General features: G+C 73.7%; 21 protein-coding genes. 16 read left to right on the forward strand and 5 right to left on the reverse strand.

Translation table 11 applies throughout. The features are described 5' to 3' along the window. Window positions 1-139: 139 nt before the first annotated feature. The 3 genes from BM064_RS01545 (at window position 140) to BM064_RS01555 (ending at window position 3,212) form a co-directional block, all read left to right on the forward strand. Complete coding sequence (locus tag BM064_RS01545; protein ID WP_092857127.1) at window positions 140-1,009, forward strand: ABC transporter permease subunit; 870 nt, start codon at window positions 140-142, stop codon at window positions 1,007-1,009. Window positions 1,010-1,031: 22 nt separating this feature from the next. Further along, window positions 1,032-1,856: an ABC transporter permease subunit gene (locus BM064_RS01550; RefSeq protein ID WP_342741351.1), complete on the forward strand. Its 825-nt coding sequence runs from the start codon at window positions 1,032-1,034 to the stop codon at window positions 1,854-1,856. Between the two features lie 153 nt (window positions 1,857-2,009). Then, window positions 2,010-3,212, forward strand: coding sequence for an acetyl-CoA C-acetyltransferase (locus tag BM064_RS01555; RefSeq protein WP_092857129.1), 1,203 nt, complete (start codon window positions 2,010-2,012; stop codon window positions 3,210-3,212). Window positions 3,213-3,537: 325 nt separating this feature from the next. Here the strand turns inward: BM064_RS01555 and BM064_RS01560 are convergent, their stop codons facing one another. Then, complete coding sequence (locus tag BM064_RS01560; RefSeq protein ID WP_092857131.1) at window positions 3,538-3,927, reverse strand: hypothetical protein; 390 nt, start codon at window positions 3,925-3,927, stop codon at window positions 3,538-3,540. 510 nt (window positions 3,928-4,437) lie between these two features. Between BM064_RS01560 and BM064_RS01565 the strand changes: the two genes are divergently transcribed. After that, window positions 4,438-5,316 carry an HpcH/HpaI aldolase/citrate lyase family protein gene (locus tag BM064_RS01565; protein WP_092857133.1) on the forward strand — a complete coding sequence of 293 codons (879 nt, stop codon included), beginning with the start codon at window positions 4,438-4,440 and terminating at the stop codon, window positions 5,314-5,316. Between the two features lie 142 nt (window positions 5,317-5,458). Here the strand turns inward: BM064_RS01565 and BM064_RS27315 are convergent, their stop codons facing one another. Beyond that, the gene (locus tag BM064_RS27315; protein ID WP_177236110.1) at window positions 5,459-5,875 is read right to left on the reverse strand and encodes a CAP domain-containing protein; all 417 of its coding nucleotides are present in this window, start codon (window positions 5,873-5,875) and stop codon (window positions 5,459-5,461) included. Window positions 5,876-5,992: 117 nt separating this feature from the next. Between BM064_RS27315 and BM064_RS01575 the strand changes: the two genes are divergently transcribed. The 4 genes from BM064_RS01575 (at window position 5,993) to BM064_RS01590 (ending at window position 10,183) form a co-directional block, all read left to right on the forward strand. Further along, window positions 5,993-7,129 carry an ABC transporter substrate-binding protein gene (locus BM064_RS01575; protein ID WP_092857135.1) on the forward strand — a complete coding sequence of 379 codons (1,137 nt, stop codon included), beginning with the start codon at window positions 5,993-5,995 and terminating at the stop codon, window positions 7,127-7,129. A gap of 340 nt (window positions 7,130-7,469) precedes the next feature. Further along, a complete protein-coding gene (locus tag BM064_RS01580) occupies window positions 7,470-8,390 on the forward strand; it encodes a branched-chain amino acid ABC transporter permease (protein ID WP_092857137.1) in 921 nt (306 codons plus the stop codon). Then, on the forward strand, window positions 8,383-9,432 hold the full coding sequence (locus BM064_RS01585; RefSeq protein ID WP_092857139.1) for a branched-chain amino acid ABC transporter permease: 1,050 nt from the start codon (window positions 8,383-8,385) through the stop codon (window positions 9,430-9,432). The genes BM064_RS01580 and BM064_RS01585 overlap by 8 nt, the downstream gene beginning before the upstream one ends. After that, window positions 9,425-10,183, forward strand: a complete 759-nt coding sequence (locus BM064_RS01590; RefSeq protein WP_092857141.1) for an ABC transporter ATP-binding protein — start codon at window positions 9,425-9,427, stop codon at window positions 10,181-10,183. Before BM064_RS01585 ends, BM064_RS01590 begins: the two co-directional genes overlap by 8 nt. 61 nt (window positions 10,184-10,244) lie before the next feature. Here the strand turns inward: BM064_RS01590 and BM064_RS01595 are convergent, their stop codons facing one another. Then, complete coding sequence (locus BM064_RS01595) at window positions 10,245-10,877, reverse strand: DUF1285 domain-containing protein (protein ID WP_092857143.1); 633 nt, start codon at window positions 10,875-10,877, stop codon at window positions 10,245-10,247. Between the two features lie 157 nt (window positions 10,878-11,034). On the opposite strand from BM064_RS01595, the gene BM064_RS01600 reads away from it, so the two are divergent. The 4 genes from BM064_RS01600 to BM064_RS01615 all read left to right on the forward strand — a co-directional run bounded on the left by BM064_RS01600 (window position 11,035) and on the right by BM064_RS01615 (window position 18,306). Beyond that, window positions 11,035-12,060 carry an AAA family ATPase gene (locus BM064_RS01600; RefSeq protein ID WP_092857145.1) on the forward strand — a complete coding sequence of 342 codons (1,026 nt, stop codon included), beginning with the start codon at window positions 11,035-11,037 and terminating at the stop codon, window positions 12,058-12,060. Next, window positions 12,057-12,977 (forward strand): DUF58 domain-containing protein, encoded by a 921-nt coding sequence (locus BM064_RS01605; protein ID WP_245779016.1) that lies wholly within the window; start codon window positions 12,057-12,059, stop codon window positions 12,975-12,977. The genes BM064_RS01600 and BM064_RS01605 overlap by 4 nt, the downstream gene beginning before the upstream one ends. Before the next feature lie 285 nt (window positions 12,978-13,262). After that, entirely contained in the window at window positions 13,263-16,115 is a 2,853-nt protein-coding gene (locus BM064_RS01610; RefSeq protein WP_092857147.1) for a DUF4159 domain-containing protein, read from the forward strand. A 67-nt stretch (window positions 16,116-16,182) separates the two neighbouring features. Next, the gene (locus tag BM064_RS01615; RefSeq protein WP_092857149.1) at window positions 16,183-18,306 is read left to right on the forward strand and encodes a hypothetical protein; all 2,124 of its coding nucleotides are present in this window, start codon (window positions 16,183-16,185) and stop codon (window positions 18,304-18,306) included. 334 nt (window positions 18,307-18,640) lie between these two features. Here BM064_RS01615 and BM064_RS01620 read toward each other — a convergent pair whose 3' ends face one another. Next, complete coding sequence (locus BM064_RS01620) at window positions 18,641-19,117, reverse strand: GNAT family N-acetyltransferase (RefSeq protein WP_092857151.1); 477 nt, start codon at window positions 19,115-19,117, stop codon at window positions 18,641-18,643. A 77-nt stretch (window positions 19,118-19,194) separates the two neighbouring features. Here BM064_RS01620 and BM064_RS01625 point away from each other — a divergent pair, with 77 nt between their 5' ends. After that, window positions 19,195-22,839: a hydantoinase B/oxoprolinase family protein gene (locus tag BM064_RS01625; RefSeq protein WP_092857153.1), complete on the forward strand. Its 3,645-nt coding sequence runs from the start codon at window positions 19,195-19,197 to the stop codon at window positions 22,837-22,839. A gap of 305 nt (window positions 22,840-23,144) precedes the next feature. Here the strand turns inward: BM064_RS01625 and BM064_RS01630 are convergent, their stop codons facing one another. Next, window positions 23,145-23,570, reverse strand: a complete 426-nt coding sequence (locus tag BM064_RS01630; RefSeq protein WP_092857155.1) for a hypothetical protein — start codon at window positions 23,568-23,570, stop codon at window positions 23,145-23,147. Window positions 23,571-23,672: 102 nt separating this feature from the next. Between BM064_RS01630 and BM064_RS01635 the strand changes: the two genes are divergently transcribed. The 3 genes from BM064_RS01635 to BM064_RS01645 all read left to right on the forward strand — a co-directional run bounded on the left by BM064_RS01635 (window position 23,673) and on the right by BM064_RS01645 (window position 25,955). Further along, window positions 23,673-24,617, forward strand: a complete 945-nt coding sequence (locus BM064_RS01635) for an ADP-ribosylglycohydrolase family protein (protein ID WP_092857157.1) — start codon at window positions 23,673-23,675, stop codon at window positions 24,615-24,617. A gap of 4 nt (window positions 24,618-24,621) precedes the next feature. Beyond that, window positions 24,622-24,837 carry a hypothetical protein gene (locus BM064_RS01640; RefSeq protein ID WP_143103236.1) on the forward strand — a complete coding sequence of 72 codons (216 nt, stop codon included), beginning with the start codon at window positions 24,622-24,624 and terminating at the stop codon, window positions 24,835-24,837. A gap of 155 nt (window positions 24,838-24,992) precedes the next feature. Next, the gene (locus BM064_RS01645) at window positions 24,993-25,955 is read left to right on the forward strand and encodes a calcium-binding protein (RefSeq protein WP_092857161.1); all 963 of its coding nucleotides are present in this window, start codon (window positions 24,993-24,995) and stop codon (window positions 25,953-25,955) included. Window positions 25,956-25,960 lie beyond the last annotated feature (5 nt).

Below are 25,960 nucleotides of genomic sequence, written 5' to 3' on the forward strand. Positions count from 1 at the left end.
ACGCAGCTTTCGACCGCTTTCGCGCCGCCGGCCCGGCGCGCGGCGCAGCCGAGCCCGCCCGCAGGGCGCCTCCGGGCCCGGGCGCCCGTCCTTTCCTGCCTGCCGCGGCCTGGCCGCGCCCTCTCCGGAGGTCCTGCCGATGACCTGGATCGTCCGCCGCGGCCGCGCGCTGGTCGTCGCCGTGCCCACCCTGTGGCTGGCCCTGTTCTTCCTGATCCCCTTCCTGGTGGTGCTGCGGGTCAGCTTCTCCGAGCCCGCCATCGCGCGCCCGCCCTACACCTCGCTGTTCGACTGGGATCAGGGCCTGCTGACGATCACGCTCAACCTCGGCAATTACGCCTACCTGCTCGAGGACGACCTCTACGTCTCGGCCTACCTGAACTCGATCTGGATGGCCTCGGCCTCGACCGTGATCTGCCTGCTGATCGCCTACCCGATGGCGCTGTGGATCGCCCGCTCGCCGATGAAGAACCTGCTGCTGATGCTGGTGATCCTGCCGTTCTGGACCAGCTTCCTGCTGCGCATGTACGCGCTGATCGGGCTGATGAGCCCCACCGGCTTCATCAACTCTGCGCTGGGCCTGGTCGGCCTCGGCCCGATCACCATGCTGCAGACCGATTTCGCGGTCTACATGGGCATGGTCACCGGCTACCTGCCGCTGATGATCCTGCCCTTGTACTCCACGCTCGAAAAGCTGGACGGCGCCCTGCTCGAGGCCTCCCACGACCTCGGCGCCAGGCCCTGGCGGGCGTTCCTGGACGTGACCCTGCCGCTGTCGATGCCGGGCGTGATCGCGGGCTCGCTGCTGGTCTTCATCCCCTCGGTCGGCGAATACGTGATCCCCGCGCTGCTCGGCGGCCCCGACCAGCTGATGATCGGCAAGACCCTGTGGACCGAGTTCTTCAACAACCGCGACTGGCCGCTGGCCTCGGCGGTCGCCATCGCCATGCTGGCCTTCCTGGTGGTGCCGATCATGTTCGCGCGCAACGCATTGGGTGTGAAGGAATGATGGGGCGTGAAGGAGTGAGCCGATGAGCGACGCCCGCATGTCCGGCCGCGGCCTCTCGCGCTTCGCCCTGCCGATGGCGGCGGCCTTCGGCTTCGCGGTGCTCTACGTGCCGCTGGCGATCATGGTGATCTACTCGTTCAACGCCTCCAAGCTCGCCTCGGTCTGGGGGGGCTGGTCGGTGCAGTGGTACGGGGAACTCCTGCGCAACGACCAGATCCTGCAGGCCGCCTGGGTCAGCCTGAAGGTGGCGGCGATGTCGGCGACGCTGGGCACGATCTTCGGCTGCCTGATCGGCTACGCCATGTCCCGCTTCGGCCGCTTCCGCCCGCGCCTGCTGCTGTCGGGCATGGCGACCGCGCCGATCGTGATGCCCGACGTGGTCACCGGCCTGTCGCTGCTGCTGCTCTTCATCTCGATGGAGGCGCTGCTGGGCTGGCCGGCCGAGCGCGGCGTCGACACCATCGTCATCGCCCATGCCACCTTCTGCATGGCCTTCGTCGCGGTGATCGTACAGGCGCGGCTGACCGACGTGGACACCTCGGTCGAGGAGGCGGCGATGGACCTCGGCGCCCGCCAGCCCCGCGTGTTCTTCGACGTCACCCTGCCGATGATGGCCCCGGCGCTGGTGGCGGGGTGGCTGCTGAGCTTCACCCTCTCCCTCGACGACCTGGTGATCGCGAGCTTCGTCTCCGGCCCCGGCGCCTCGACCCTGCCGATGGTGGTGTTCTCCAAGGTGCGCCTCGGGGTGACGCCCGAGATCAACGCGCTCGCCACCCTGCTGATCGTCCTGGTCTCGATCTTCGTGGCGCTGGCGGCCTGGCGGATGCGGAAGGCGGGGAAGGCCTGAGAGCGCGCCCGCGCGACCCGCGCGTTCCGCCCTGCGGCGCCGAGACGTCGCAAACCCCCCTCGCGCCCGCCGTCGCGGGGGCGTAGGGTGCGCTCGCTTCCCTGCCGCCCGGCAGGGTCGCTTGAGTCGACCAGAACCGTGGGAGAGACGCCCGTGACCCGTCGCGCCGCCATCGTCGCGCCCCTGCGCACCCCCATCGGCCGCTTCGGCGGCGCCTTCAAGGACCTGCCGGTCGAGGACCTGGGCGGCGCCGCCGCCAGGGCCGTGATCGCCCAGTCCGGCATCGACCCCGCGCGCATCGACGACGTGGTCTTCGCCCAGTCCTACGCCAACTCCGAGACGCCCTGCACCGGCCGCTGGATCGCGCTCGCCGCCGGCCTGCCGGTCGAGGTCCCGGGAATGCAGCTCGACCGTCGCTGCGGCGGCGGCCTGCAGGCCATCGCCACCGCCGCGATGATGGTCCAGACCGGCGCCTGCGACGCGGTCATGGCCGGCGGCGTCGAGAGCATGAGCCGGATCGAGTACTATTCGAACGACATGCGCTGGGGCAAACGCGCCGGCACCGCCCAGTTCTACGACCGCCTCGACCGCGGGCGCGAGCGCTCCCAGCCCGAGGACCGCTTCGGCAAGATCTCCGGCATGATCGAGACGGCCGAGAACCTCGCCCGCGACTACCAGATCGCGCGCGAGGACTCCGACGCCTTCGCCGCCGCCTCCCACGCCAAGGCCCACGCCGCCTGGGAGGAGGGGCGCTTCGAGGGCGAGGTGATCAAGGTCGACGTGCCCCAGCGCAAGGGCGACCCTGTGAGCGTGGCCCGCGACGAGGGCATCCGCCCCGAGGCGACGGCCGAGAGCCTCGCCAAACTGCGCGCCATCACCAAGGGCGGCACGGTGACGGCGGGCAACGCCTCCCAGCAGAACGACGCGGCGGCGGCCTGCCTGGTGGTGGCCGAGGACAAGCTGGAGGAGCTGGGCCTGGAGCCGATCGCCTTCCTCACCGGCTGGGCGGCGGCGGGCTGCGAGCCCTCGCACATGGGCATCGGCCCGGCGCCGGCGACGAAGCGGGTGATGGAGCGCAACGGCCTGAGCCTCGACCAGATGGACCTGATCGAGGTGAACGAGGCCTTCGCCTGCCAGGTGCTGTCGGTGCTCAAGGAGTGGGGGATGGACGCCTCCGACCCGCGGCTGAACGTCAACGGCTCGGGCATCTCGCTGGGCCACCCGATCGGCGCCACGGGCGTGCGGATCATGACCACGCTGCTGCACGAGATGAAGCGGCGGGGCGCGAAGTACGGCCTCGAGACCATGTGCGTCGGCGGCGGCCAGGGGGTCGCGGCGATCTTCGAGGCGGCCTGACACGTCACGCTCGCGCTGTTGTGGACAGGAATGGGACGGTCTCCGGGCCGTCCCTTTTTCGTGGGCCGGCTCCCGGGTCCATAGGCGCCGTGCGGGCGGGCTTGGCTGCGTCGCGCTTTGCGGCGGAGGCGGCGCAATGGCCTTTCGCCGCGCAACGGGGCGGGCGTCGCAAGGCGCCGGGCCCTCCGGGCGCCTCGACCGCCCCGCGCGCCGCGCAGCCAAGCCCGCCCGCAGGGCGCCTGTAGACCGCTCGCCACGCGCGGCGCCTTGCGCAACGGGCGCCGGGCGCCGGCCGCAGGGCGGCCGGGCGTCGGCGGCGCGCCGGTCAGGCGGGGTCGCCAGGCGCCTCCGCGGCCTCGGCGCCCGGGGCGGCCCAGTTCTCGCCGGCCGCGACCAGGCAGGCGAGGCCGTTGGGCATCGACATGATGATCGTCCAGGACCCGGTCTCGGACGAGGCGTAGATCTCCACCACCGCCTGGCCGCGCTGCAGGCCGTAGCCGCGGCGGGTCTCGCCGTACTTGGCCTTCAGGCGCGAGACCACCTCGGCCCGCGCGCCGCAGGTCGCGCCCTGGACGGGGACCGGCGCCTGGGCCAGGGCCGGGCCGCCCGACAGACCCGGCGCCGCCCAGCCGAGCGCCGCCGTCAGCGCCAGGACGAGGCGCGACGCGCCGCGCCGGCCGCGGGCGCCGCGCTCGCGCGCGGCCCGTCGGCCCACGACGGGTCTCCCCTCGGCGGAGCCGCCCTTTTCAGAACTGGCCCCGACAGGTCTGTCCGCGGCCAGACCCGTCGCGGGGCGGCCGACGGCGGCGCCGACGGGCGGCCGGCCCGCGGGCCGCGGGGCGGGGGAGGAGGCGGGGCGGGTGTCGGCGTCGCGGTCCATGGCATCACCTTTGCGCTGGGCGCCGGGCGCCGCCGGGGCCCGGACCCCCGAGCCGCCGACCGATCCGGCCGGGCGCCGGTGCTCGGGTCGACGGATCGGCCGCCGGGGGCGCCTCCCCCCGCGCCGGCGCGGCCTGTCGCGTCGGAACGGCGGGGAGGCCGCCCGATCCGGCGACGGCCTTGCCCGCACCCTGCGCGCAAAGGACGAAAACAAGGTTAACCGCCGGCTGCGGCGCCGCGAAAATTGCGCAGGCGTCGCCCGTCGGGCCATCTTCTTGCGCAGCCGCCGCGCGGCTTGTATCCCGCGCAGGCGATCCGAACCGACCTCCCGCATCCAGGAGCCTCCATGTCCGACCTCGCCCGCCCGCGCCGCTCCGTCCTCTACATGCCCGGCGCCAAGGCCCGCGCGCTGGAGAAGGCCCGCGGCCTGCCGGCCGACAGCCTGATCCTCGACCTCGAGGACGCCGTGGGCCCCACCGAGAAGGAAGCGGCCCGCGAGCTGGTGGTGCAGACCCTGAAGGAGGGCGGCTTCGGCCTGCGCGAGGTGACGGTGCGGGTGAACGGCCTCGACACCGAGTGGGGCGAGGCCGACATCCGGGCCATCGCCGCCATGGGCCCCGACGCCATCGTGGTCCCCAAGGTCAACGCGCCCGCCGACCTGCACGCGGTCGAGCGGCTGATGGACGACGCCGGCGCCCCCGCCGCGACGAAGATCTGGGCGATGATGGAGACGCCGATCGGCATCCTCAACGCCCGCGAGATCGCCGCGGCCACCCCGCGCCTCGCCTGCTTCGTGATGGGCACCAACGACCTGGTCAAGGAGCTGGGCGCCCTGCACACCGAGGGGCGGGCCGAGGTCATGACCTCGCTCGGCTGGTGCCTGCTGGCGGCGCGGGCCCACGGGCTGGCGATCCTCGACGGGGTCTACAACGCCTACCAGGACGAGGCGGGCAACCGCGCCGCCTGCCGCCTGGGGCGCGAGATGGGCTTCGACGGCAAGACCCTCATCCACCCCGCCCAGCTCGACATCGCCAACGCGGAGTTCGGGCCCTCCGAGGCGGACGTGGAGCTGGCGAAGCGCCAGGTGGCGGCCTTCGAGGAGACCCGCGCGAAGGGCGAGGCGGTGGCCGTGGTCGACGGCAAGATCGTCGAGAACCTCCATGTGGAGACCGCCAAGAAGCTGATCGCCCAGGCCGAGGCCATCGCGAAGATGCAGGCCGGCTGAGGCTGTCGCCCGGGGCGGGCCTCGCGAGGCGGGGCTCGCTCGGCCTGCGCGCTGCGCGCGGGGAAGGGGCTCGGGAGCTCGCCAGAGTACCGGCGCTCCGCGGCCTCTGGCGGGCGTCGCGCCGGGGCGCCCGGGGCGGGCGTCAGAACCCGGCGGCGAAGACCGCGATCCACAGGGGCTGGTCGTCGGAGACGAGGCCGAGGCGGCCGTAGCGCGCCTCGGCGGCGCCGACCAGGGTCGTCGTGGGCTCGAGGTTGTTGGCGCGGTGGCCCTCGGAGCCCTGCCAGGCCGCCACGGCGGCCGCCGCGTCGGGCTGGCCCATGGCGATGTTCTCGGCGGCGAGGCGCGGGCTCAGGCCCTGGCGCATCACCCGCTCCATCGGCAGGGAGGAGTCGGAGCCCGCGTGATCGAAGGCGCCGTTGCCCAGCAGATCCGCGGCATGGGCCATCGCCGCCGCCCGCAGCGCCGGGTGGGGCACGAGCGGGGGCAGACCGGCCTCGGCCCGCGCGGCGTTGATCCCGGCCTCGAGCGCGGGGCAGGGGAGGGGGGCGGCGCTCATCGCGCCGCCGCCCGGGGCCGAGGGGGCGAAAGGCGCCCCCGGGGGCCTTTCCCTGCCGGGCGCGCCGGGGCATTCTGCGCGCAAATCGATACCGACAGGGAACCGGGGGACCATTCCATGAAACGCTCCATCGTCGCCGCGGCCTGCGCCGCGCTGCTCGCGGCCGCGCCGGCCGTCGCCGAAGTGAAGATCGGCATGATCACCACGCTCTCGGGCGGCGGCTCGCATCTGGGCATCGACGCCCGCGACGCCTTCATGCTCGCGGTCGAGGAGGCGGGCAACCCCGACGTCGTCGTGATCGAGAAGGACGACGCCCAGAAGCCGGACGTGGCCAAGAGCCTCGCCGACGAGCTGATCCAGAAGGACGGGGTCGACATCCTGACCGGGATCATCTGGTCGAACCTCGCCATGGCGGTGGTGCCGGGCGCGGTGCGCCAGGGGGTGTTCTACGTCTCGGTCAACGCCGGCCCCTCGGCGCTGGCGGGCAAGGGCTGCCACGAGAACTATTTCAACGCCGCCTACCAGAACGACAACCTGCACGAGGCGATGGGCGCCTACATGAAGGAGCAGGGCTTCGAGAAGCCCTTCATCCTCGCCCCCAACTACCCTGCCGGCAAGGACAGCCTGACCGGGTTCAAGCGCCTCTACGAAGGCGAGCCGGCCGCCGAGATCTACACCCAGCTCGGCCAGACCGACTACGCGGCCGAGATCGCCCAGATCCGCGCCTCGGGGGCCGATTCGGTGTTCTTCTTCCTGCCGGGCGGCATGGGCATCGCCTTCATGAAGCAGTATGCGGGCGCGGGCGTCGACATTCCCGTCTTCGGCCCCGCCTTCTCCTTCGACGAGATCATCCTGGGCGCCGTGGGCGACGCGGCGATCGGGGTGAAGAACACCGCAGAGTGGAGCCATGACCTCGACGTGGCGAAGTCGAAGGCGTTCGTCGAGGCGTTCAAGGCCAAGCACGGCCGCACGCCCACCATCTACGCCGCCCAGGCCTACGACGCGGCCAACCTGATCCTGTCGGCGATCGAGAAGGCCGATCCGAAGGACAAGGACGCGTTCCGGGCGGCGCTGAAGGCGGCGGAGTTCGACTCGGTCCGCGGCGCGTTCAGGTTCGGCAACAACAACCACCCCATCCAGGACATCTACGTCCGCGAGGTGGTGGCCGGCGAGGGCAAGCCCACCAACAAGCTGATCGGCGTGGCCGTGAAGCAGCGCCAGGACGTCTACGCCGCCGAGTGCGAGCTGCAGTGAGCGACGGGACCGCCGGACGCGCCCCCGAGGCGCCTTCCGGCGGCCGCCGCGCGGGCGCCGCTTCGCGGCGCTCGGCCGCCCTTCGGGATGCCGATGGATCCGCGGGCGCCGCTTCGCGGCGTCCGCTCGCCCTTCGGGCGATCCCGGGCGCAGGCGCCGCTTCGCGGCGCGTCACCGCCCGCAGGGCGGCCTCGCTTCCCGCCCGCGCCGTCGGGCGCGTCACCGCCCGCAGGGCGGCCCGCCCCGACGCCCCGGCGCCGGCCCCATCCGAAGGACGACGCGCCGCGAAGCGGCGCCTGCGCCGGCCTCGCGACGTCCTTGCCCCGACCCTGGAGACCCGGTGACCCTCGCCCTCCTGATCGAGCAGCTGCTGAACGGGGTTCAGCTCGGCGTGATGCTGTTCCTCGCCGCCGCCGGGCTGACGCTGGTGTTCGGAGTGATGGGGCTGATCAACCTCGCCCACGGCTCGCTCTACATGACCGGCGCCTTCGTCTGCGCCTGGGTGGCGGGGAGCACCGGCAGCTTCTGGCTGGGCCTCGTCGCCGGCGCCGCCGCGGCCGCCGCGGCCGGCGCGCTGGTCGAGGCGCTGGTGCTGCGCAGGCTCTACGACCGCGACCACCTCGACCAGGTGCTGGCGACCTTCGCGCTGATCCTGGTGTTCTCCGAGGGCGCGCGCTGGATCTTCGGCCCGCAGCCCCTGTGGCTCGACGTGCCGGCCGCGCTGCAGGGCGCCGTCTCGCTGCCCGGAGGCGCCGCCTACCCGACCTATCGCCTCGCCATCATCGGGGCCGGCGTCGCCGCGGCCGTGCTGCTGTGGCTGCTGATCGCGCGCACCCGGATGGGGATGCGCATCCGCGCCGGGGAATCGGACCGCGAGATGATCGGGGCGCTGGGGGTGAACATCTCCGTCCTCTACACCGCCGTCTTCGCGCTGGGCGCAGGCCTGGCGGGATTCGCCGGCGCCATGGTGGGCGCCCTGCAGTCGGTGCAGGTGGGCATGGGCGAGCCGGTGCTGATCCTCGCCTTCGTGGTCATCGTCATCGGCGGCATCGGCTCGATCAAGGGCGCGCTCGTCGGCGCGCTGCTGGTCGGCGTGGTCGACACGCTGGGCCGGGTGTTCCTGCCGATGGGCTTCGCGGCGTTCCTGCCGCCGTCGGAGGCCTCGGGCGTCGGCGCGGCCGTGGCCTCCCTCCTGATCTACCTGCTGATGGCCGGCGTGCTGGTCTGGCGGCCCAAGGGACTGTTCCCCGCCGATGGCTGAGACCGCGACGCCCCCCCAGACCCGGCCCGAGACCCGCTCCGAGACCCGCCACGGCCCCGCCGCCTGGCGCGAGCCGCTGGTCAGCCTCGCCCTGCTCGCCCTGCTGGCCGGCTGCGCGATCTGGGCCGATGCGGCCGGGGAGCCCTATTACGTCAACCTCGCCTCGCGCATCGCGATCCTGGCGATGGCGGGCGCGGGGCTGAACCTGGCGCTGGGCTTCGGGGGCATGGTCAGTTTCGGCCACGCCGCCTTCTTCGGGCTGGGCGGCTACGCCGCGGGCATCGCCGCCCACCACGCGATGAACTACGAGCCGGTCTTCGCCTGGCCCTTCGTGATCGAGGCCTCCGACCAGATGCCCGCGATCTGGCTCGCGGGCATGGTCATGGCGGGGCTGGCGGGGCTGGTCTTCGGGGCGCTCTCCTTGCGGACCTCCGGCGTCTACTTCATCATGATCACGCTCGCCTTCGCGCAGATGATCTATTACTTCGCCGTCTCCTGGCCCGCCTACGGGGGCGAGGACGGGCTGTCGATCTACGTGCGCAACAGCTTTCCGGGGCTCGACAGCTACGACCCGCTGAGCTTCTTCGCGCTGGCCTTCGCGGGGCTGCTCGCGACCATGGGGATCACCCGGGTGCTGATGTCCTCGCGCTTCGGGGCGGCGCTGAGCATGGCGCGGCTGAACGAGACGCGCCTCGCCACCGCCGGCATCCGCCCGTTCCCGATCCGGCTGACGGCCTTCGGGGTCTCGGCGGTGCTGACCGGCTGGGCGGGGGCGCTCTATGCCGACCTCAACGGCTTCGTCTCCCCCGCCATGATGTCCTGGCACATGTCGGGGGAGCTGATCGTGTTCTGCATCCTGGGGGGCGTCGGGCGGCTCGCGGGGCCCGTGGCCGGCGCCGCGGCCTGGGTGCTGCTGGAGACCTTCCTCGGCGGAGCGACCGAGCGCTGGCCCTTCTTCCTCGGCCTCGCCCTCCTCGCGGTGGTCCTGTTCTTCCGCGGCGGCATCGTCGGCGCGCTGGCCGGGAAGCCCCGCGATGGCTGAGCCTGCGCACGCCCCCGCCCTCGCCGTCCACGGCCTGCGCAAGGCCTTCGGCGGGCTGACCGCCACCGACGACGTGTCGCTGGACCTTCGCCCGGGCGAGATCCATGCGCTGATCGGGCCCAACGGCGCGGGCAAGTCGACGCTGATCGGGCAGATCGCCGGCTGGATCGCCCCGGACGCGGGACGGGTGGAGCTGGGGGGCGAGGACGTCACCGCGCTCGACGTCGCCGCCCGCGCCCGGCTGGGGCTCGGGCGCAGCTTCCAGGTGTCCTCGCTGGCCGCCCCCCTCTCGGCCCGGCGCAACGCGATGATCGCGGCGCAGGCGCGCCAGGGCTCCAGCTTCCGCTTCCTGCGCCCCGTCGCCTGGGATCGCGGGCTGCGCGAGGCCGCCGACGCAGCCCTCGCCCGCGTGGGCCTCTCGCCCCGCGCCCAGGTCCCCGCCGCCGAGCTCTCCCACGGCGAGCGCCGCCTGCTGGAGGTCGCCTGCGCCCTCGCGCTCGGCCCGAAGGCGCTGCTGCTGGACGAGCCGATGGCGGGTCTGGGCATGGAGGGCTCCGCCCGGCTCGGCGACCTGCTGGAGGCGCTGAAGGCCGAGGCGCCGATCCTGCTGGTCGAGCACGACATGGACGCGGTCTTCCGCCTCGCCGACCGGATCTCGGTGCTGGTGGCGGGGCGGGTGATCGCCTCGGGCTCGGTCGAGGAGATCCGCGGCGACGCCGAGGTGCGCCGCGCCTACCTGGGCGAGGACTGAGCCCGCCCGAAGCCGCGCGCGGGGTCTGGCCCGGGGCCTGGCCCGGCGCCGGCGGCGGCGCCTACTCCGGCAGCTCCGCCGAGGGGATCACCGGGAAGAACTCCCCGCGCGAGCGGACGCCGAACCAGCTTTCGCCGTCGATCTCGCGATGCTCGCAGATCTCCACCAGCCGGTAGAAGCTCTTGCGGTCGATCAGCGCCTCTAGGTCGGCGCGCACCAGCACGTAGGGGCTCGGCTCTCCGGTCTCGGGGTCGCGGGCGACGCGGATCGGGTGCTCGGGGCCCGCCGCGGCCTCGTCCTCGACGTTGGTCACGAAGGTCAGGGCCTGGTCGGGTCCGCCCGGATCCTCGACCCGGAAGTCGACCGCAACGAACGGCGCGTCGTCGACGGCGATGCCGACCTTCTCCACCGGGGTGACGAGGAAATACTTGTCGCCGTCCTTGCGCAGCACGCCCGCGAACAGCCGCACCAGCGCCGGCCGCCCGATGGGCGTGCCGAGATACCACCAGGTCCCGTCGCGGGCGATGCGCATGTCGAGATCGCCGCAGAACGGCGGATTCCACAGGTGCACCGGGGCCGGTCCGCGCTTCTTGCCGAGCGTCTGGATCGATTTCGCCAGCCCGTCGGCGTCGGGCGCCCCCGATTTGGCGTCGGATGACGGACGCCTCGCGAGGTCTTGATCCGTCTCGGCCATGGTTCTCCTCCCGTTCGCGGCGCCGCGGCGCCGGCGCTCTTGGACAAGCTAGGTCCGGCGCTTACTCTTTTCAAAGGAAGTCGCGGTCAGGATGCCGAATCCACCGCGGCGCAAGGACGACGCGGTTCGCGCTCGCCCCCCAGAACGGAGAGGCCCCATGACCGACGCTCCCGCCCCCGAGCCGACCGGCGACCTCCTTGCCGAGATCGAGGCGCTGGGCGCCACCCTCTCCCGCGCGCGGGAGCAGATCGGGCGGCGCGTCATCGGGCAGGAGACGGTGGTCGATCTCGCGCTGAACGCGCTGCTCTCGGGCGGCCACGCGCTGCTGGTGGGCGCGCCGGGCCTCGCCAAGACACGCCTGGTCGAGGCGCTGGGGACGGTGATGGGCCTCGACGCCGCGCGCGTGCAGTTCACCCCCGACCTGATGCCCGCCGACATCCTCGGGGCCGAGGTGCTGGAGCAGGACGCCCACGGCGGGCGCGCCTTCCGCTTCATCCAGGGCCCGATCTTCTGCCAGCTGCTGATGGCCGACGAGATCAACCGCGCCTCGCCCCGCACCCAGTCCGCCCTGCTGCAGGCGATGCAGGAGAAGGAGGTGACGGTCGCCGGCGCCAACCGCCCCCTTCCGAAGCCCTTCCACGTCCTCGCCACCCAGAACCCGATCGAGCAGGAGGGCACTTATCCGCTGCCCGAGGCGCAGCTCGACCGGTTCCTGCTGCAGATCGACGTGGACTATCCCAAGCTCGACGCCGAGCGGGCGATCCTGATGGCGACCACCGGCCTCGACGACGCGGAGGCGGAGCCGGTGTTCGACGCCCCCTCCCTGATCGCCGCGCAGAAGCTGATCCGCCGGATGCCGGTGGGCGAGAGCGTGGTGGACGCGATCCTGACGCTGGTGCGCTGCGCCCGCCCGGGCGAGCCGGAGGCGACGCAGGCGGTGAACCGCTCGGTCGCCTGGGGCCCCGGCCCGCGCGCGGCGCAGGCGCTGATGATGGCGGTGCGCGCCAAGGCGGTGCTCGAGCAGCGGCTGGTGCCCTCCGTCGCCGACGTGGTCGCGCTCGCCCGCCCGACCCTGAAGCACCGCATGGCGCTGACCTTCGCCGCCAAGGCCGAGGGCCAGACGATCGAGGCGGTGATCGACGGCCTCGTCGCCCACGCCGCAGAGCGTGAGGCGGCCGCGTGAGCCGCGCCCCCCAGGCCACGACGATCCCCGACCGGGGCAGCCCCGCCTGGCTCCGGCGCGACGCCGAGCAGATCTCGGGCGCCCTCCCGCCCCTGCTGGCGGAGGCCGAGCGGCTGGCCGCCTCGGTGGTGCCCGGCGTGCACGGGCGCCGGCGCTCCGGGCCGGGGGAGACCTTCTGGCAGTATCGCCAGGCGATGCCCGGCGATCCCGCGACGGCGATCGACTGGCGCAGGTCCGGGCGGTCCGACGTCCATTACATCCGGGAGATGGAGTGGGAGGCGGCGCAGACCGTCTCGATCTGGGCCGATCCGGCGCGCTCGATGGACTATGTCTCCGACCACGCGCCCCGCACCAAGGGCGAACGCGCGCGGCTGCTGGCGCTGGCGCTGGGCGTGCTGCTGATCCGCGGGGGCGAGCGCACCAGCCTGCTGGGCACGCTCGCCGAGCGTCCCGCCACCGGGGAGCCGCAGCTCCTGCGCATGGCCATGGAGCTCGCCAAGACCGCGCCCGAGCCCGAGCGCCCCGACTTCGGCGCCCCGCCGCGCACCGCGCTGGCCGCGGGCGGCAAGGCGGTGTTCCTGTCGGATTTCATGGGCCCGCGCGAGGAGATCTTCCCGGCCCTGATCCACGCGGCCGAGCGCGGCGTCTCGGGCGCCTACGTGCAGATCGTCGACCCGGCGGAGGAGACCTTTCCCTTCGACGGCCGGCTGGTGCTGCGCTCCCTCGGCGGGACCGTGGAGTTCGAGACCCACAGGGCGCGCGGCCTGCGCGAGGCCTATCTCGAGAAGCTGGCCGCCCGGCGCGCGGACCTGATGGACACGGCGCGAAGCTGCGGCTGGCGCTGCCTGATCCATCGCACCGACGAAAGCCCGCGCAAGGCGCTGCTGTGGCTCTACGCCGCCATCGGGGCCTCGTGACCGCGGCGTCCTTCCCCGCGCGGGCGGACGCTCCGCCCACGCGGGGGAGGACGCCGCGACGGCGGGCCCCTGCGCCGGCGGCGGCCGGGCAGGGCGCCCCGCCCGAGGCGAAGGCCGGGGCGAAGGACGGGGCGAAGGCCGGGGCCCGACGGGGCCGGCCGTGATAGGATGCCGGCGGCCGGCCGCGGCCGACCCGGGCGCGCCGCGCAGGGCGGAGCGCCCCAGGCCCGCCCCCCAAGGCGGTGCAACACGACGCGCGGACCCCCGCGCAAGAGGTGACGTGGAATGCTGAGCATCGGCTCGATCGCTTTCCTGAACCCCTGGCTGCTGCTGGCGCTGGCCGCGCTGCCGGCGCTGTGGTGGCTGCTGCGCGCGACCCCGCCCGCGCCGCGCCGGATCAGCTTCCCCGGCGTGCGCCTGCTGCTGGGCCTGCAGGACCCCGAGCGGATGCCGGACCGCACGCCCTGGTGGCTGCTGCTGCTGCGCCTGCTGGCGGTCGCCGCCGCCATCCTCGCCTTCGCCCGCCCCGTCGAGAACCCGCAGCGGGAGTTCGGCGGCGACGGCGCGCTGGTGCTCGCCATGGACGGCGGCTGGGCCTCGGCCCCCGACTGGGAGGCGCGGCGCGAACGCGCGCTGGAGGCGCTGGAGCAGGCCGAGCGCGCCGGCCGCCCCGTGGTCGTGGTGAACCTCGCCGAGCCGCTGCCGGGCGGAGAGCCCCCCGCCGCGCGCCCCGCCGGCGACTGGCGCGGCGCGCTCGAGGCGATGGCCCCCCGCCCCTGGGCGCCCGACCGCGACGCCTTCGCCGACGCCGTCGAGGGCCTGGACGAGACGCTGGGCGGGTTCGAGACCCTGTGGCTGACCGACGGCCTCTCCCACGGCGACATCGGCGACCTGGGCGAGCTGCTGGCCGACGCGGGTCCTCTGACCGTGGTCGGCCCCGACCGCCTGGCGCTGGCCCTTCGCCCGCCGCGGCTCGAGGGCGGCGCCCTGGTCGCGACGGCGCTGCGCGCCGACCCCGCCGCCGGCCCCCGCACCGTGACCGCCGCCGCCATCGGCCGCGGTCCCGAAGGGGCCGACCGCCGCCTCGCCGTGGCCGAGGCCGAGTTTCGCGAGGGCGCGGAGACCGTGGACCTCGCCTTCGACCTGCCGCTGGAGCTGCGCAACCAGGTCGAGCGGGTCTCGATCCTGGGCGAGACCTCGGCCGGGGGCGTGGCGCTCGCCGACGACGCGGTGCGCCGCAAGCGCGTGGGGCTGATCTCGGGCGAGGACGACGCGGGCTCGCGGCCGCTGACCTCCTCGCTGCACTTCCTGCGCAAGGCGCTGCAGCCGACCGCCGAGGTGGTCGAGGGCACGCTGAGCGAGATCATCGAGGCCCGCCCCGACGCGATCATCCTCGCCGACCTGGGCGTGATGACGGACGAGCAGCGCACGGCGCTGACCGCCTGGATGGAGGAGGGGGGCCTGCTGGTCCGCTTCGCCGGCGCCCGCACCGCGCGGGCCGAGACCGAGGCGCTGCGCGACGCGGCCTCGGGCGGCCCGACCGGCGAGGATCCGCTGCTGCCCGTGCGCCTGCGCGCCGGCGGCCGGGCCGTGGGCGGCGCGATGTCGTGGGAGGCGCCGCAGGGCATCCGCCCCTTCGCCGACTCGTCCGTCTTCGCGGGCCTGCCGGTTCCCGCCGACATCGACGTCCGCCGCCAGGTGCTGGCCCAGCCCGGCCCCGACCTCGCCGAGCGCACCCAGGCCGCGCTCGCCGACGGCACGCCTCTGGTCACCGCCGCCGACCGCGGCGACGGCCGGGTGGTGCTGTTCCACGTCACGGCGAACGCCGAATGGTCCTCGCTGCCCCTCTCCGGCCTCTTCGTGCAGATGCTGGAGCGTCTGGCGCTGGCCGCCTCCGTCTCGCCGGAGGCGACGCTCGAGCAGCTCGAAGGCGCGATCTGGACGCCGGTCACGGTGCTCGACGGCTACGGCCGTCCCGCCGACCCGGGCCGCCTGCGCGGCGTTCAGGGCGCGCGGCTGGCCGAGGTCCGGCCCGGCCCCGACGCCCCCCCGGGCGTCTGGCGCTCGGGCGAGCGGACGGTGGCGATCAACCTCTCCGACGCCGAGAGCGAGCTGGTCCCCGCCGGCGCCCCCCCCGCCTCGGCGCGGGTGGAAAGCATGACCCGGGCGGTGGAGCGCGACTACAAGGGCGCGCTGCTCGCCGCGGCGCTGCTGCTGCTCGCCCTCGACGCGGTCGCGGCGCTCGCCGTCGCCGGCCGCCTGCGCCTGCCGCGCCGGGCGGCGGCGGGGCTCGCGCTGGCCCTGGCCGCGGGTCTGGCCGCGGCCCCCCCCGGCGCGCTCGCCCAGTCGGCGGGGGAGCGGGCGGTGCGCGCCCCCGGCTCGGCCGCCGACGAGAAGGCGCTGGCGGCCACGGTCGACACCGTGCTCGCCTATGTGATGACCGGCGACCCGGAGGTCGACCGGATCTCCGAGGCCGGGCTGCGGGGCCTGTCGCGCGTGCTGACCTCGCGCACGGCGGTGGAGCCGGCGGAGCCGATCGGCGTGGACCTGGAAAGCGACGAGCTCGCCTTCTACCCGCTGCTCTACTGGCCGATCTCGGCCGACATGCCCACGCCCTCGGACGCGGCCTACGCCAAGCTCAACCAGTTCACCCGAACCGGGGGCATGATCGTCTTCGACACCCGCGACGCGCATCTCGCCTCGGGCTTCGGGACCGGCACGCCGGAGGGGCGGGCGCTGCGCCGGCTCGCGGCGCCGCTGGACCTGCCGCCGCTGGAGCCGGCGCCCGCCGACCACGTGCTGACCCGCACCTTCTACCTCCTGCAGTCCTACCCCGGCCGCTGGCGCGGCGGAGAGGTCTGGCTGGAGGCCGCCGCCGACGCGTCCGAGACCGACGGAACCCCCTTCCGGCACCTCAACGACGGCGTCTCGCCGGTGGTGATCGGGGCGGCGGACTGGGCCTCGGCCTGGGCGGTGGACGACGACGGGCAGTTCGTGGTCCCCGTCGGCCGCGACGGCGGGCGCCAGCGCGAGATGGCCTTCCGCTTCGGCGTCAACCTGGTGATGTACGTGCTGACCGGCAGCTACAAGTCCGACCAGGTCCACGTCCCCGCCCTGCTCGAGAGGCTCGGCAACTGATGCGCCCCGCCCCCCGGACGCCCGCGACCCGGACCCCTGCGACCCGGAGCCAGGAGACGACCCGAGCATGAACGCCGAGATCGACTTCGCCCCCCTGCTGCCGCTGGAATGGCTCGCGGTCCTCGCCGCGATCTCCGCCGCGGCGGTTGTGCTGTCGCTGGTCCTGCGCTCGCCGGGCTGGGCGCTGCGGGGGCTGGCGGCGCTGGCGCTGCTGACCGCGCTCGGCAACCCCTCCCTGACGCAGGAACTGCGCGACCCGCTGCCCGACGTCGCCATCGTGGTGATCGACGAGAGCGCCTCGAACGCCATCGACGGCCGCGACGCGCAGACCGAGGCGGCGGAGACGGAGCTCGCCGCAGCCCTCGACGCGCTGGCCCGCGACCCCGACGCCCCGATGGAGGTGCGCACGGTGCGCGTCGACCGCCGCTCCGAGAGCGTGGAGGACGCCGACCAGGGCACCCGCCTGCTGACCGCGCTGGAGGGGGCCGCGGCCGAGATCGCCCCCGACCGCATCGCCGGCGCGATCCTGGTCACCGACGGCCAGGCTCACGATCCGGAGGTGTTCTCGAACTTCCCCGCCCCGGTCCACGTCCTGCTGACCGGGCGCGAGGGCGAGTGGGACCGCCGCCTCGCCCTGCAGACCGCCCCCGCCTTCGGCATCGTGGGCGAGGAGGTCGACGTCGCCTTCCGCGTCGAGGCGCTGGGCGACGCGCCCGAGGAGGCGACCCGCTTCGCCCGGGTGGAAGTCCGTCTCGACGGCGAGATCCACACCGTCGTCGACGCCCCCGTCGGGCGCACCGCCACCCTGCCGATCCCGATCGAGCACGGCGGCTCCAACGTCGTCTCGCTGTCGGTGGCGATGCGCGAGGGGGAGCTTACGGACCGCAACAACGCCGCCGTCTTCTCGGTCAACGGCGTGCGCGACCGGCTGCGGGTGCTGCTGGTCTCGGGCGAGCCGCATCCGGGGGAGCGGACCTGGCGCAACCTGCTCAAGGCCGACCCCTCGGTCGACCTGGTGCATTTCACCATTCTCCGCCCGCCGACCAAGCAGGACGGCGTGCCGGTCTTCGAGCTGTCGCTGATCTCGTTCCCGACTCGCGAGCTCTTCATGCAGAAGATCGACGAGTTCGACCTGATCATCTTCGACCGCTACCGCCGCCGCGGGGTGCTGCCCAACGCCTATATCGAGAACGTGGCGCGCTACGTGCGCGACGGGGGCGCGATCCTGATCGCCTCGGGCCCGGCCTTCGCGGGGGTCGAGAGCCTCTATCGCACGCCGCTGCGCTCGGTCCTGCCCGGCCGTCCCACCGCCCGGATCTTCGAGCAGGGCTACCGACCCGAAGTGACCGAGCTCGGCGAACGTCACCCCGTCACCGCCGGCCTCGTGCACGAGAACGCCGTGCAGGCTGCGCCGTCGGCCGAGGACGCCGACCCGGGCGAGGGTCCGACTTGGGGCCGCTGGTTCCGCCAGATCGAGCTGGAGGCGACCTCGGGCCAGACGGTGATGTCGGGCGCCTCCGCCGCGCCGCTGCTGATCCTCGACCGGGTGGGGGAGGGGCGGGTCGCCTCGCTCGCCTCCGACCACGCGTGGCTGTGGTCGCGCGGCTTCGAGGGCGGCGGCCCGCAGGCGGAGCTGCTGCGCCGCCTCGCCCACTGGCTGATGAAGGAGCCGGAGCTGGAGGAGGAGGCGCTGACCGCCGAGGTCGCCGGCGCCGAGGTCACCGTCACCCGCCGCTCGGTCGAGACCACGCCCGGCCGCCTGACCGCCGCCTCGCCCTCGGGCGAGACGCTGGAGGCGGAGTTCGTCGAGGTCGGCCCCGGCCGCTGGCAGGCCACGATCCGGGCCGAGGAGCCGGGCCTGTGGACCCTGACCGACGGGGTGCTGGAGGGCGTCGCCGCCGTCGGCCCGCCCGCGCCCAAGGAGTTCGAGAACCCCGTCTCCACCGGCGCGGTGCTGGCGGCGCTCGCCGATGCGTCGAACGGCGGGGTGATGCGGCTCGCCGACGGGATGCCGGACCTCCGCCGGGTGCGCCCGGGGCGCACGGCGGCGGGGCGCGGCTGGATCGGCATGGCCCGGCAGGAGGCCTACTCGGTGCGCGACATCACCCTGACGCCGCTGGCGCCGGGCTGGCTGATGCTGCTGCTGGCGGCGGGGCTGGCGCTGGGGGCCTGGCGGATCGAGGGGCGCTGAGGCCGGACCGGCGGTCTACAGGCGCCCTGCGGGCGGGCTTGGCTGCGTCGCGCCTGTCGGGAGGCTGCGCGGGATGGCAGAGGGGGGCCTCCGGCGGGCTCCTGACTCACCCAAGAACAGGCCCCGCGCCTGTTCTCCGGATCCGTCTCTCGCTCGGGCTGCCTGAGCGACTCGCCCCCTCCGGTCAAGGACGAGCCGCGCAAGCGCGGTCGCTTCGCGATCCTTGACCGGAGGGGGCGAGTCGCTCGGACGGCTGCCCGCGAGAGACGGCTCCGGAGAACAGGCGCTTTGCGGGGGCGGCCGGCGCTGCGCCGGGGCGCCCCGGGGCGGGCGGTCAGAGGATCTTCTGCATCAGGACGAGGTCGTGGAAGACGCCGAACTTCCAGCCGGCCTGCGGGATGCGGCCGACCTCGGAGAAGCCGAGGCGGGCGTGCAGCGCGATCGAGGCGGCGTTGGTCGCGGTGATCGCGCCGATCAGGCTGTGGACCTCGGTCGGGCGCAGGACCTCGAACAGCGCCTCCATCAGCGGTCGGCCGAGGCCGCGGCCGCGGGCCTCGGGCGCGAGGTTGATCGAGTGCTCGTAGGTGCGCCGGTAGCCCAGCCCCCCGCGGAACTGGTGGGCGGAGGCGAAGCCGATCAGCGCCCCGCCCTCGAAGGCGCCCAGCGCGGGGCCGGGGGCGGCGAGCCACTCGCGCAGGTCGTCGAGCGTCTTCTCGACCGGGTTGAAGGTGATCGTGGTCTCCCGGATGAGCGGGTTCCACAGGTCCGCCACCGCATCCAGATCGTCCTTCGTCAGCGCCCTGATTTCCATTCGCCCCGCCCAGCCCCGGTTGCCTCCGTCCGAAACCCCCTTTACGCCTGCGGGGTGGGCTGGTGAAGGAGGCATGGATGAGCCGGTGGGACTTCTGGATCGACCGCGGCGGCACCTTCACCGACGTCGTGGCCCGCGACCCCGACGGCGCCATCCACACCGCCAAGCTGCTCTCGGAGAACCCCGACCAGTATCCGGACGCGGCGCTCGAAGGCATCCGGCGCTTCCTGGGCCTGGGCTCGGACGAGGCGATCCCCGCCGCGCGCATCAACGCCGTGAAGATGGGCACCACGGTCGCCACCAACGCGCTGCTCGAGCGCAAGGGCGACCGCACGCTGCTGGTGACCACGAAGGGCCTGCGCGACCAGCTGCGGCTGGGCTACCAGAACCGCCCGCGCCTCTTCGACCGCCACATCGTGCTGCCCGAACTGCTCTACGAGCAGGTGATCGAGGCGGACGAGCGGCTGCTGCCCGACGGCTCGGTCGAGACCCCGTTGGACGAGGACGCCCTGCGCGAGGGCCTGAAAGCCGCCAAGGCCGAGGGCATAGACGCGGTCGCCATCGTCTTCGTGCACGCCTACCGCCATCCCCAGCACGAGAAGCGCGCGGCGCAGATCGCGCGCGAGGCGGGCTTCGGGCAGGTCTCGGCTTCCCACGAAGTCAGCCCGCTGATGAAGATGGTCAGCCGCGGCGACACCACCGTGGTGGACGCCTACCTCAGCCCCATCCTGCGCCGCTACGTGGACCGGGTCGCCTCGGCCTTCGACCGGGTCGGAGAGGACGAGGGCGCCGAGGCGCTGGGCGGAAAACTGATGTTCATGATGAGCTCCGGCGGGCTGACCGACGCGACGCTCTTCCAGGGCAAGGACGCGATCCTCTCGGGCCCCGCCGGGGGCGTGGTGGGCGCGGTGCGCACCTCCGAGATCGCGGACGAGCGAAAGATCATCGGCTTCGACATGGGCGGCACCTCCACGGACGTGTGCCACTACGCCGGCGAGTTCGAGCGGGTGCTGCACACCGAGGTCGCCGGCGTGCGCCTGCGCGCCCCGATGATGCACATCCACACGGTGGCCGCCGGCGGCGGCAGCCTGCTGCAATACAAGGACGGCCGCCTCCAGGTCGGGCCGGAGAGCGCCGGGGCCTGGCCCGGCCCCGCCTGCTACGGCAACGGCGGCCCGCTGGCCGTCACCGACGCCAACGTCATGGTCGGCAAGCTGAAACCGGAGTTCTTCCCCTCGATCTTCGGGCCCAATGCGGACCAGCCTCTGGATGCCGCCGCCACCCGGGCGAAGTTCGAGGAGATGGCCGAGAAGGTCGGCCGGGCGCCCGAGGAGCTGGCGGACGGCTTCCTGCGCATCGCCTGCGAGAACATGGCGAACGCGGTGAAGACGATCTCGGTCCAGCGGGGCCATGACGTCTCGAAATATTGCCTGACGGTGTTCGGGGGGGCGGGCGCGCAGCATGCCTGCCGCATCGCCGACCTGCTGGGGATGGAGCGGGCGCTGATCCACCCGCTGGCCTCGCTGCTGTCGGCCTATGGCATGGGGCTCGCGGACATCCGCGCCTCGCGCCAGCAGGCGGTCGAGGCGCGCCTGACCCGCGAGAGCCGCCTGCAGGCCGCCGCCGATCTCGACCGCATGTCGATGATCGTGGGGGGCGAGGTCGAGAAGCAGGGCGTGAACCCCAAGGAGATCACCTACCACCCCCGCCTGCTGCTGAAGGTCGAGGGCACGGACACGGCTCTGGAAATCCCGCTCTCGACCGAAGGCGACATGCGCGAGGCCTTCGCCGAGGCCCACCGCCAGCGCTTCGGCTTCGATCCCGGCGACAAGCCGCTGGTGATCGAAGCGATCAGCCAGGAAGCCGTGGGCCGCGCCGCCGACCTCTCCGAGCCCGCCCACGAGACCGCCGAGCGGGCGGAGACCGACTTCCCCACCGCGCTGGAGGGCGACTTCTTCTCGGAAGGCGAATGGCGAAAAGCCCGCTACGTGAAGCGCGCCGAGATGCGCCCCGGCGACGTGCTCACCGGCCCCGCGGTGCTGGTCGAGCCCCACACCTCGATCGTGATCGAGGACGGCTGGCAGGCGCGTATCACCGCCCATGACCACGTGAAGCTCCACCGCATCAAGGCGAAGGCCCGCTCCGAGGCCGCCGGCACCACCGCCGACCCGGTGCTGCTGGAGGTGTTCAACAACCTCTTCATGTCGATCGCCGAGCAGATGGGCGCGGTGCTGGAAAACACCGCCGCCTCGGTGACGATCAAGGAGCGGCTGGACTTCTCCTGCGCCGTCTTCGACGCCGAGGGCGACCTGATCGCCAACGCGCCGCACATGCCGGTGCATCTGGGCTCGATGGGCGCGTCGGTGAAGTCGATCATCGCGCAGAACCCGGTGATGAAGCCGGGCGACGTCTACGTGCTGAACGCGCCCTACAACGGCGGCACCCACCTGCCGGACGTGACCGTGGTCACGCCCGTCTGGGACGAGACCGGGACCGAGATCGTCTTCTACACCTCCGCCCGCGGCCACCACACCGACATCGGCGGGCTGACGCCGGGCTCGATGCCCCCCGACAGCCGCCGGGTGGAAGAGGAAGGCGTGCTGATCGACAACTGGAAGCTGGTCGATCAGGGCGTGTTCCGGGAGGCGGAGACGCGCGCCCTGCTGACCTCGGGCGACTGGCCGTGCCGGGCGCCGGACACCAACATCGCCGACCTCAAGGCGCAGGTCGCGTCGTGCGAGAAGGGCGCGCGCGAGCTGCGCAAGATGGTCGCCCAGTTCGGCCGCGACGTGGTCGACGCCTACATGCGCCACGTCCAGGACAACGCCGAGGAATGCGTCAGGCGGGCCATCGCGACGCTGAAGGACGCCGAATACGTCTACCCGATGGACCCCGACTACGACGGCGAGGCTCGCGAGATCCGGGTGAAGATCACCGTCGACCAGGAGAAGCGCGAGGCGACGGTGGACTTCACCGGCACCACGCACCAGCTCGGCACCAACTACAACGCGCCTGAGCCGGTGACCCGCGCCGCGGTCCTCTACGTCTTCCGCCTGCTGGTCGAGGACGGGATTCCGATGAACGAGGGGGTGATGAAGCCCCTCAACGTCATCGTGCCGCCCCGCTCGATGATCGCGCCGGAGTATCCGGCGGCGGTGATCGCGGGCAATGTCGAGGTCAGCCAGGCCGTCACCTCCTGCCTGCTGCTGGCGCTGGGGGTGCAGGCTGCGGCCCAGTCGACGATGAACAACGTCACCTGGGGCAACGCGAAGTATCAGTACTACGAGACGGTCTGCGGCGGCTCCGGCGCGGGGCTGCTGCATGACGGGACGGGGCATCCCGGGACCTCGGGCGTGCACACGCATATGACCAACTCGCGCCTCACCGACCCCGAGGTGCTGGAGTGGCGGTTCCCGGTGCTGCTGGAGGAATTCTCCATTCGCCGCGGCTCCGGCGGCGTCGGCAAATTCCATGGCGGCGACGGGACGCGCCGGCGGATCCGGTTCCTGGAACCGATGACGGCCTCGATCCTCTCGGGCCACCGGGTGACGCCGCCGCCGGGACTGCTGGGCGGCGGGCCGGGGGCGCTGGGGCGCACGCGGATCGAGCGGGCGGACGGGTCGGTCGACGAGCTGAGGTCCGCGGACAAGACCGAGATGGCGGCCGGGGACGTGTTCTGGCTCGACACGCCCTCGGGCGGCGGCTGCCTGCCGGAAGAGTGACAGGAGGCGCCCTGCGGGCGGGCCTGGCCTGCGCGCGTGCCGCGCGCGCGGGCGGGCGCCCGCGGGGCGCTTCTGAACTCACCAAAGAACAGGCCCGCGCCTGTCCTTCGCAGCCGTCCGTCGCTGAAGATGCCTGAGCGACTCGCCCGCAGGGGTCAAGGACAAGCCCCGCTTCGCGGGGTCGCTTCGCGATCCCTGACCCCTGCGGGCGAGTCGCTCTGATCGGCATCAGCGACGGACGGCTCCGAAGAACAGGCGCTCGCGGCGGGGCCGGGGGCGCCGGCGTCCGGGGCGGGCGGCGTGCGTCAGGGGCGCAGGGAGGGCAGGGGGCCGAGGTCGATGTCCCAGCTCGACAGTACCAGCTCGCGGCAGCGGTGCGCGATGGTCAGGGCCGGGACGCGCAGGGCGGTCGGATCCTCGCCCGCCGTCCACTTGCGGCGGAAGGCGACCATCGCCTGCTCGACCGGGGCGTCCTCGACGATGGCGAGCTCGCCCCAGTAGAGCTCCTCGAACCGCGCGCCGGCCTTGGCGCGGGCGGCGGCGTCGGGAGAGGTGGCGAGCTGGGCCGCGAGGCGCGAGGCCTCGAAGCAGAGCGTCATCTGCCGCTCGAGGAACGGGCGGCGCGCGGCGAGCTCCTGCGTGGCGGCGTAGTTCCAGGCGCTGACCGCGATGCCCCCCAGCCCGACCGCCGCGGTCACCATCAGGCCCAGCGACTTCAGAACCGGCTCCATCCCCGGACCCTCCCCCACGCGCGCGACCCCCTGACCATAGCACGGAACCGCCCGCTCTGGTAACGCGGGACCCCAAGGCCGAACGCCGGAGGGAGGGAGACCATGCACGCCAGGAACGAGCGGCGCGACCGCGCCGAGGCCGCGCTGCTGGGCGCGCTGGTCGCCGATGCGGCGGCGCTGGGGCTGCACTGGCTCTACGATCCCGTGCGCATCGCCTCGCTGCAGGGGCCGATCGTCTTCCGCACCCCCGACGCCGCCGATTTCGAGGGCGCGGCCGGCGTCTTCGTGCATGCGGGCAAGCGGGCGGGGGAGCTGTCGCACTACGGCGCCGCCCTGCGCACCGCCCTGCAGGCGGTGGGCGCGAAAGGCGGCGACCTGGCCGAGGCGCAGGCCCGCTTCGCCGCCGCCTTCGGGGCGGGCGGCTGGTGGGTCGGCTACATCGACAAGCCCACCCGCGGCACGCTGGCGAACCTGGCCGCGGGGCGGCTCGATCCCTCGGGCGTCGAGGACGACCAGATCCCCGGTTTCGCCCGCCTGCCGGCGCTGGTCTGCCGGCCGGGGGGCGCGGCCGACGCGGTGCAGCTCGCCGCCGCCGTCGCCATGACCTCCACCGGGGCCGCGGCGCGCGACTGGGCGCTGGCCGGGGCGCGCATCCTCGCCGCCGCCCTGATCGGGGCGAGCCCGGCCGAGGCCGTCGCCGCCGGCGAGACCGGCGCCCCCGAGGCCGTGGCCCAGGGGCTGGCGCGCGCCCGCGCCGCCGGACCCGACCCGGTCGCCTTCGCTGGCGAGGTCGGGCGGGCCTGCCCGATGTCGATGTCGGTTCCCGTCTCCGCCCACATCCTGCTGCACGCGCGCTCCTTCGCCGAGGCGGCGGAGATGAACATCCGCGCGGGCGGCGATTCCTGCGGGCGCGCGATCCTCATCGGCGCCGTGGAAGGGGCCATACATGGCCTCGGCGGCGCCGGCGTTCCGGCGCCGTGGCTGATGAAACTGACCGACGGCGCGACGCTCGCCGCCGAGGTCGCGGGCGTGATCGGAGAGGATTGAACGGATGCAGGCATTGATCTGGGCAGGGGCGATCCTGGCCGTGCTGGGGCTCGGCGGGCTGGCCTGGTGCATCCGCGAGGGGCTGCGCCTGCGCGCCCCAGACCGCAAGCCCGAGGAGGTTCGCTCCCGCCTGCGCAAGCTCAACGTGATCAACCTCGCCTCGGTCAGCACCGGCTTCCTGGGTCTGGCGGTGGTCGCCGCCGGCGTGATCCTGAGCTGAGGGCGTCCGACAGGCGCGGTCGGTGGCGGCGGATTCCACGCTTCGGAAATACTTCTGGCGAATCCGTTCAGAAACGTTAACGATACGATCGGGGTTCATTCGACCGTCCCGCGATCTCTCCTGTCGCCGGACGTCGACAGGGGGAGGTGCGTATCATGCCTCGGGGAATCGGGAGCGTCTTCGGACTGGCGATCAGCGGCCTGCACGGCCGCGGCGGGTCGATCTTCGGGATCGATTTCGCCTTCGGGAGCGACGGCGTCGACGCGCTTTACGGGGACGGCGCCGCGCCGGTCGCGGCCGGCTCGCCGCTGGGCGACGACGTGCTGGCGGGCTTCGGCGGGGACGACCTGATCGTGGGCGACGCCGCGGGGCTGGTTCCCGCGGCCGGGCTGACGCCCGCGACGTCGCCCGCCACCTTCGCCGGCGACGACCTGATCTACGGCGGCGACGGGGACGACGTGATCTACGGCGATTTCCAGGCCGACCCGTCCTCGCTCTACGCGGTTCACCTGGGCGACGACGTGATCTACGGCGGCGCAGGCGACGACACGATCTACACCGACGCGGTGGGCGTGCTGGCCGACGCCGTCGGCGACAACCTCGCCTACGGCGGCGCGGGCGACGACCGGCTCCGGGGCGGCGAGGGGATCGACCTGCTCTACGGCGGCGACGGCGACGACGTGATCTACGCCGACGGCCAGTCGGGCACGGCGCCCGGCGCCGCGCCGACCTTCAACCTGCTCGACGGCGGCGACGGGGCGGACCGGCTCTACGGCGGCGCCGGCGAGGACGCGCTCTACGGCGGCAAGGGCGACGACGTGCTCGGCGGCGAGGGCGGCGACGACCTGCTGGTCGGCGGCAAGGGCGCGGACGAGTTCGAGTATTTCATGGGCGGCGGCGCCGACCTGATCCTCGACTTCACGCCCGGCGAGGACCGGCTGGTGCTGATCTCCGACTTCGGCGCGCCGCTGCCGGCGAGCGACTTCGCGGGCATCCTGGCGCTGAGCGTGGACCTCGGGCGCGACCTGCGCATCGACCTCGGCGGCGGCGCCGGCGTGACGCTGGCGCGCATCGACGCGGACGACCTCTCGGCTTCGGACTTCCTGATCGTCGCCTGACCGGC

The sequence above is a fragment of the Albimonas pacifica genome (assembly GCF_900113695.1).
GTDB lineage: Bacteria > Pseudomonadota > Alphaproteobacteria > Rhodobacterales > Rhodobacteraceae > Albimonas > Albimonas pacifica.

What these genes read in the sequence shown, in the direction of transcription:
- BM064_RS01545 (WP_092857127.1), top strand. Translation starts at nt 140, where the DNA reads ATGACCTGGATCGTCCGCCGCGGCCGCGCGCTGGTCGTCGCCGTGCCC.
- BM064_RS01550 (WP_342741351.1), top strand. Translation starts at nt 1,032, where the DNA reads ATGAGCGACGCCCGCATGTCCGGCCGCGGCCTCTCGCGCTTCGCCCTG.
- BM064_RS01565 (WP_092857133.1), top strand. Translation starts at nt 4,438, where the DNA reads ATGTCCGACCTCGCCCGCCCGCGCCGCTCCGTCCTCTACATGCCCGGC.
- BM064_RS27315 (WP_177236110.1), bottom strand. Translation starts at nt 5,875, where the DNA reads ATGAGCGCCGCCCCCCTCCCCTGCCCCGCGCTCGAGGCCGGGATCAAC.
- BM064_RS01575 (WP_092857135.1), top strand. Translation starts at nt 5,993, where the DNA reads ATGAAACGCTCCATCGTCGCCGCGGCCTGCGCCGCGCTGCTCGCGGCC.
- BM064_RS01585 (WP_092857139.1), top strand. Translation starts at nt 8,383, where the DNA reads ATGGCTGAGACCGCGACGCCCCCCCAGACCCGGCCCGAGACCCGCTCC.
- BM064_RS01590 (WP_092857141.1), top strand. Translation starts at nt 9,425, where the DNA reads ATGGCTGAGCCTGCGCACGCCCCCGCCCTCGCCGTCCACGGCCTGCGC.
- BM064_RS01595 (WP_092857143.1), bottom strand. Translation starts at nt 10,877, where the DNA reads ATGGCCGAGACGGATCAAGACCTCGCGAGGCGTCCGTCATCCGACGCC.
- BM064_RS01600 (WP_092857145.1), top strand. Translation starts at nt 11,035, where the DNA reads ATGACCGACGCTCCCGCCCCCGAGCCGACCGGCGACCTCCTTGCCGAG.
- BM064_RS01610 (WP_092857147.1), top strand. Translation starts at nt 13,263, where the DNA reads ATGCTGAGCATCGGCTCGATCGCTTTCCTGAACCCCTGGCTGCTGCTG.
- BM064_RS01615 (WP_092857149.1), top strand. Translation starts at nt 16,183, where the DNA reads ATGAACGCCGAGATCGACTTCGCCCCCCTGCTGCCGCTGGAATGGCTC.
- BM064_RS01620 (WP_092857151.1), bottom strand. Translation starts at nt 19,117, where the DNA reads ATGGAAATCAGGGCGCTGACGAAGGACGATCTGGATGCGGTGGCGGAC.
- BM064_RS01625 (WP_092857153.1), top strand. Translation starts at nt 19,195, where the DNA reads ATGAGCCGGTGGGACTTCTGGATCGACCGCGGCGGCACCTTCACCGAC.
- BM064_RS01630 (WP_092857155.1), bottom strand. Translation starts at nt 23,570, where the DNA reads ATGGAGCCGGTTCTGAAGTCGCTGGGCCTGATGGTGACCGCGGCGGTC.
- BM064_RS01635 (WP_092857157.1), top strand. Translation starts at nt 23,673, where the DNA reads ATGCACGCCAGGAACGAGCGGCGCGACCGCGCCGAGGCCGCGCTGCTG.
- BM064_RS01640 (WP_143103236.1), top strand. Translation starts at nt 24,622, where the DNA reads ATGCAGGCATTGATCTGGGCAGGGGCGATCCTGGCCGTGCTGGGGCTC.
- BM064_RS01645 (WP_092857161.1), top strand. Translation starts at nt 24,993, where the DNA reads ATGCCTCGGGGAATCGGGAGCGTCTTCGGACTGGCGATCAGCGGCCTG.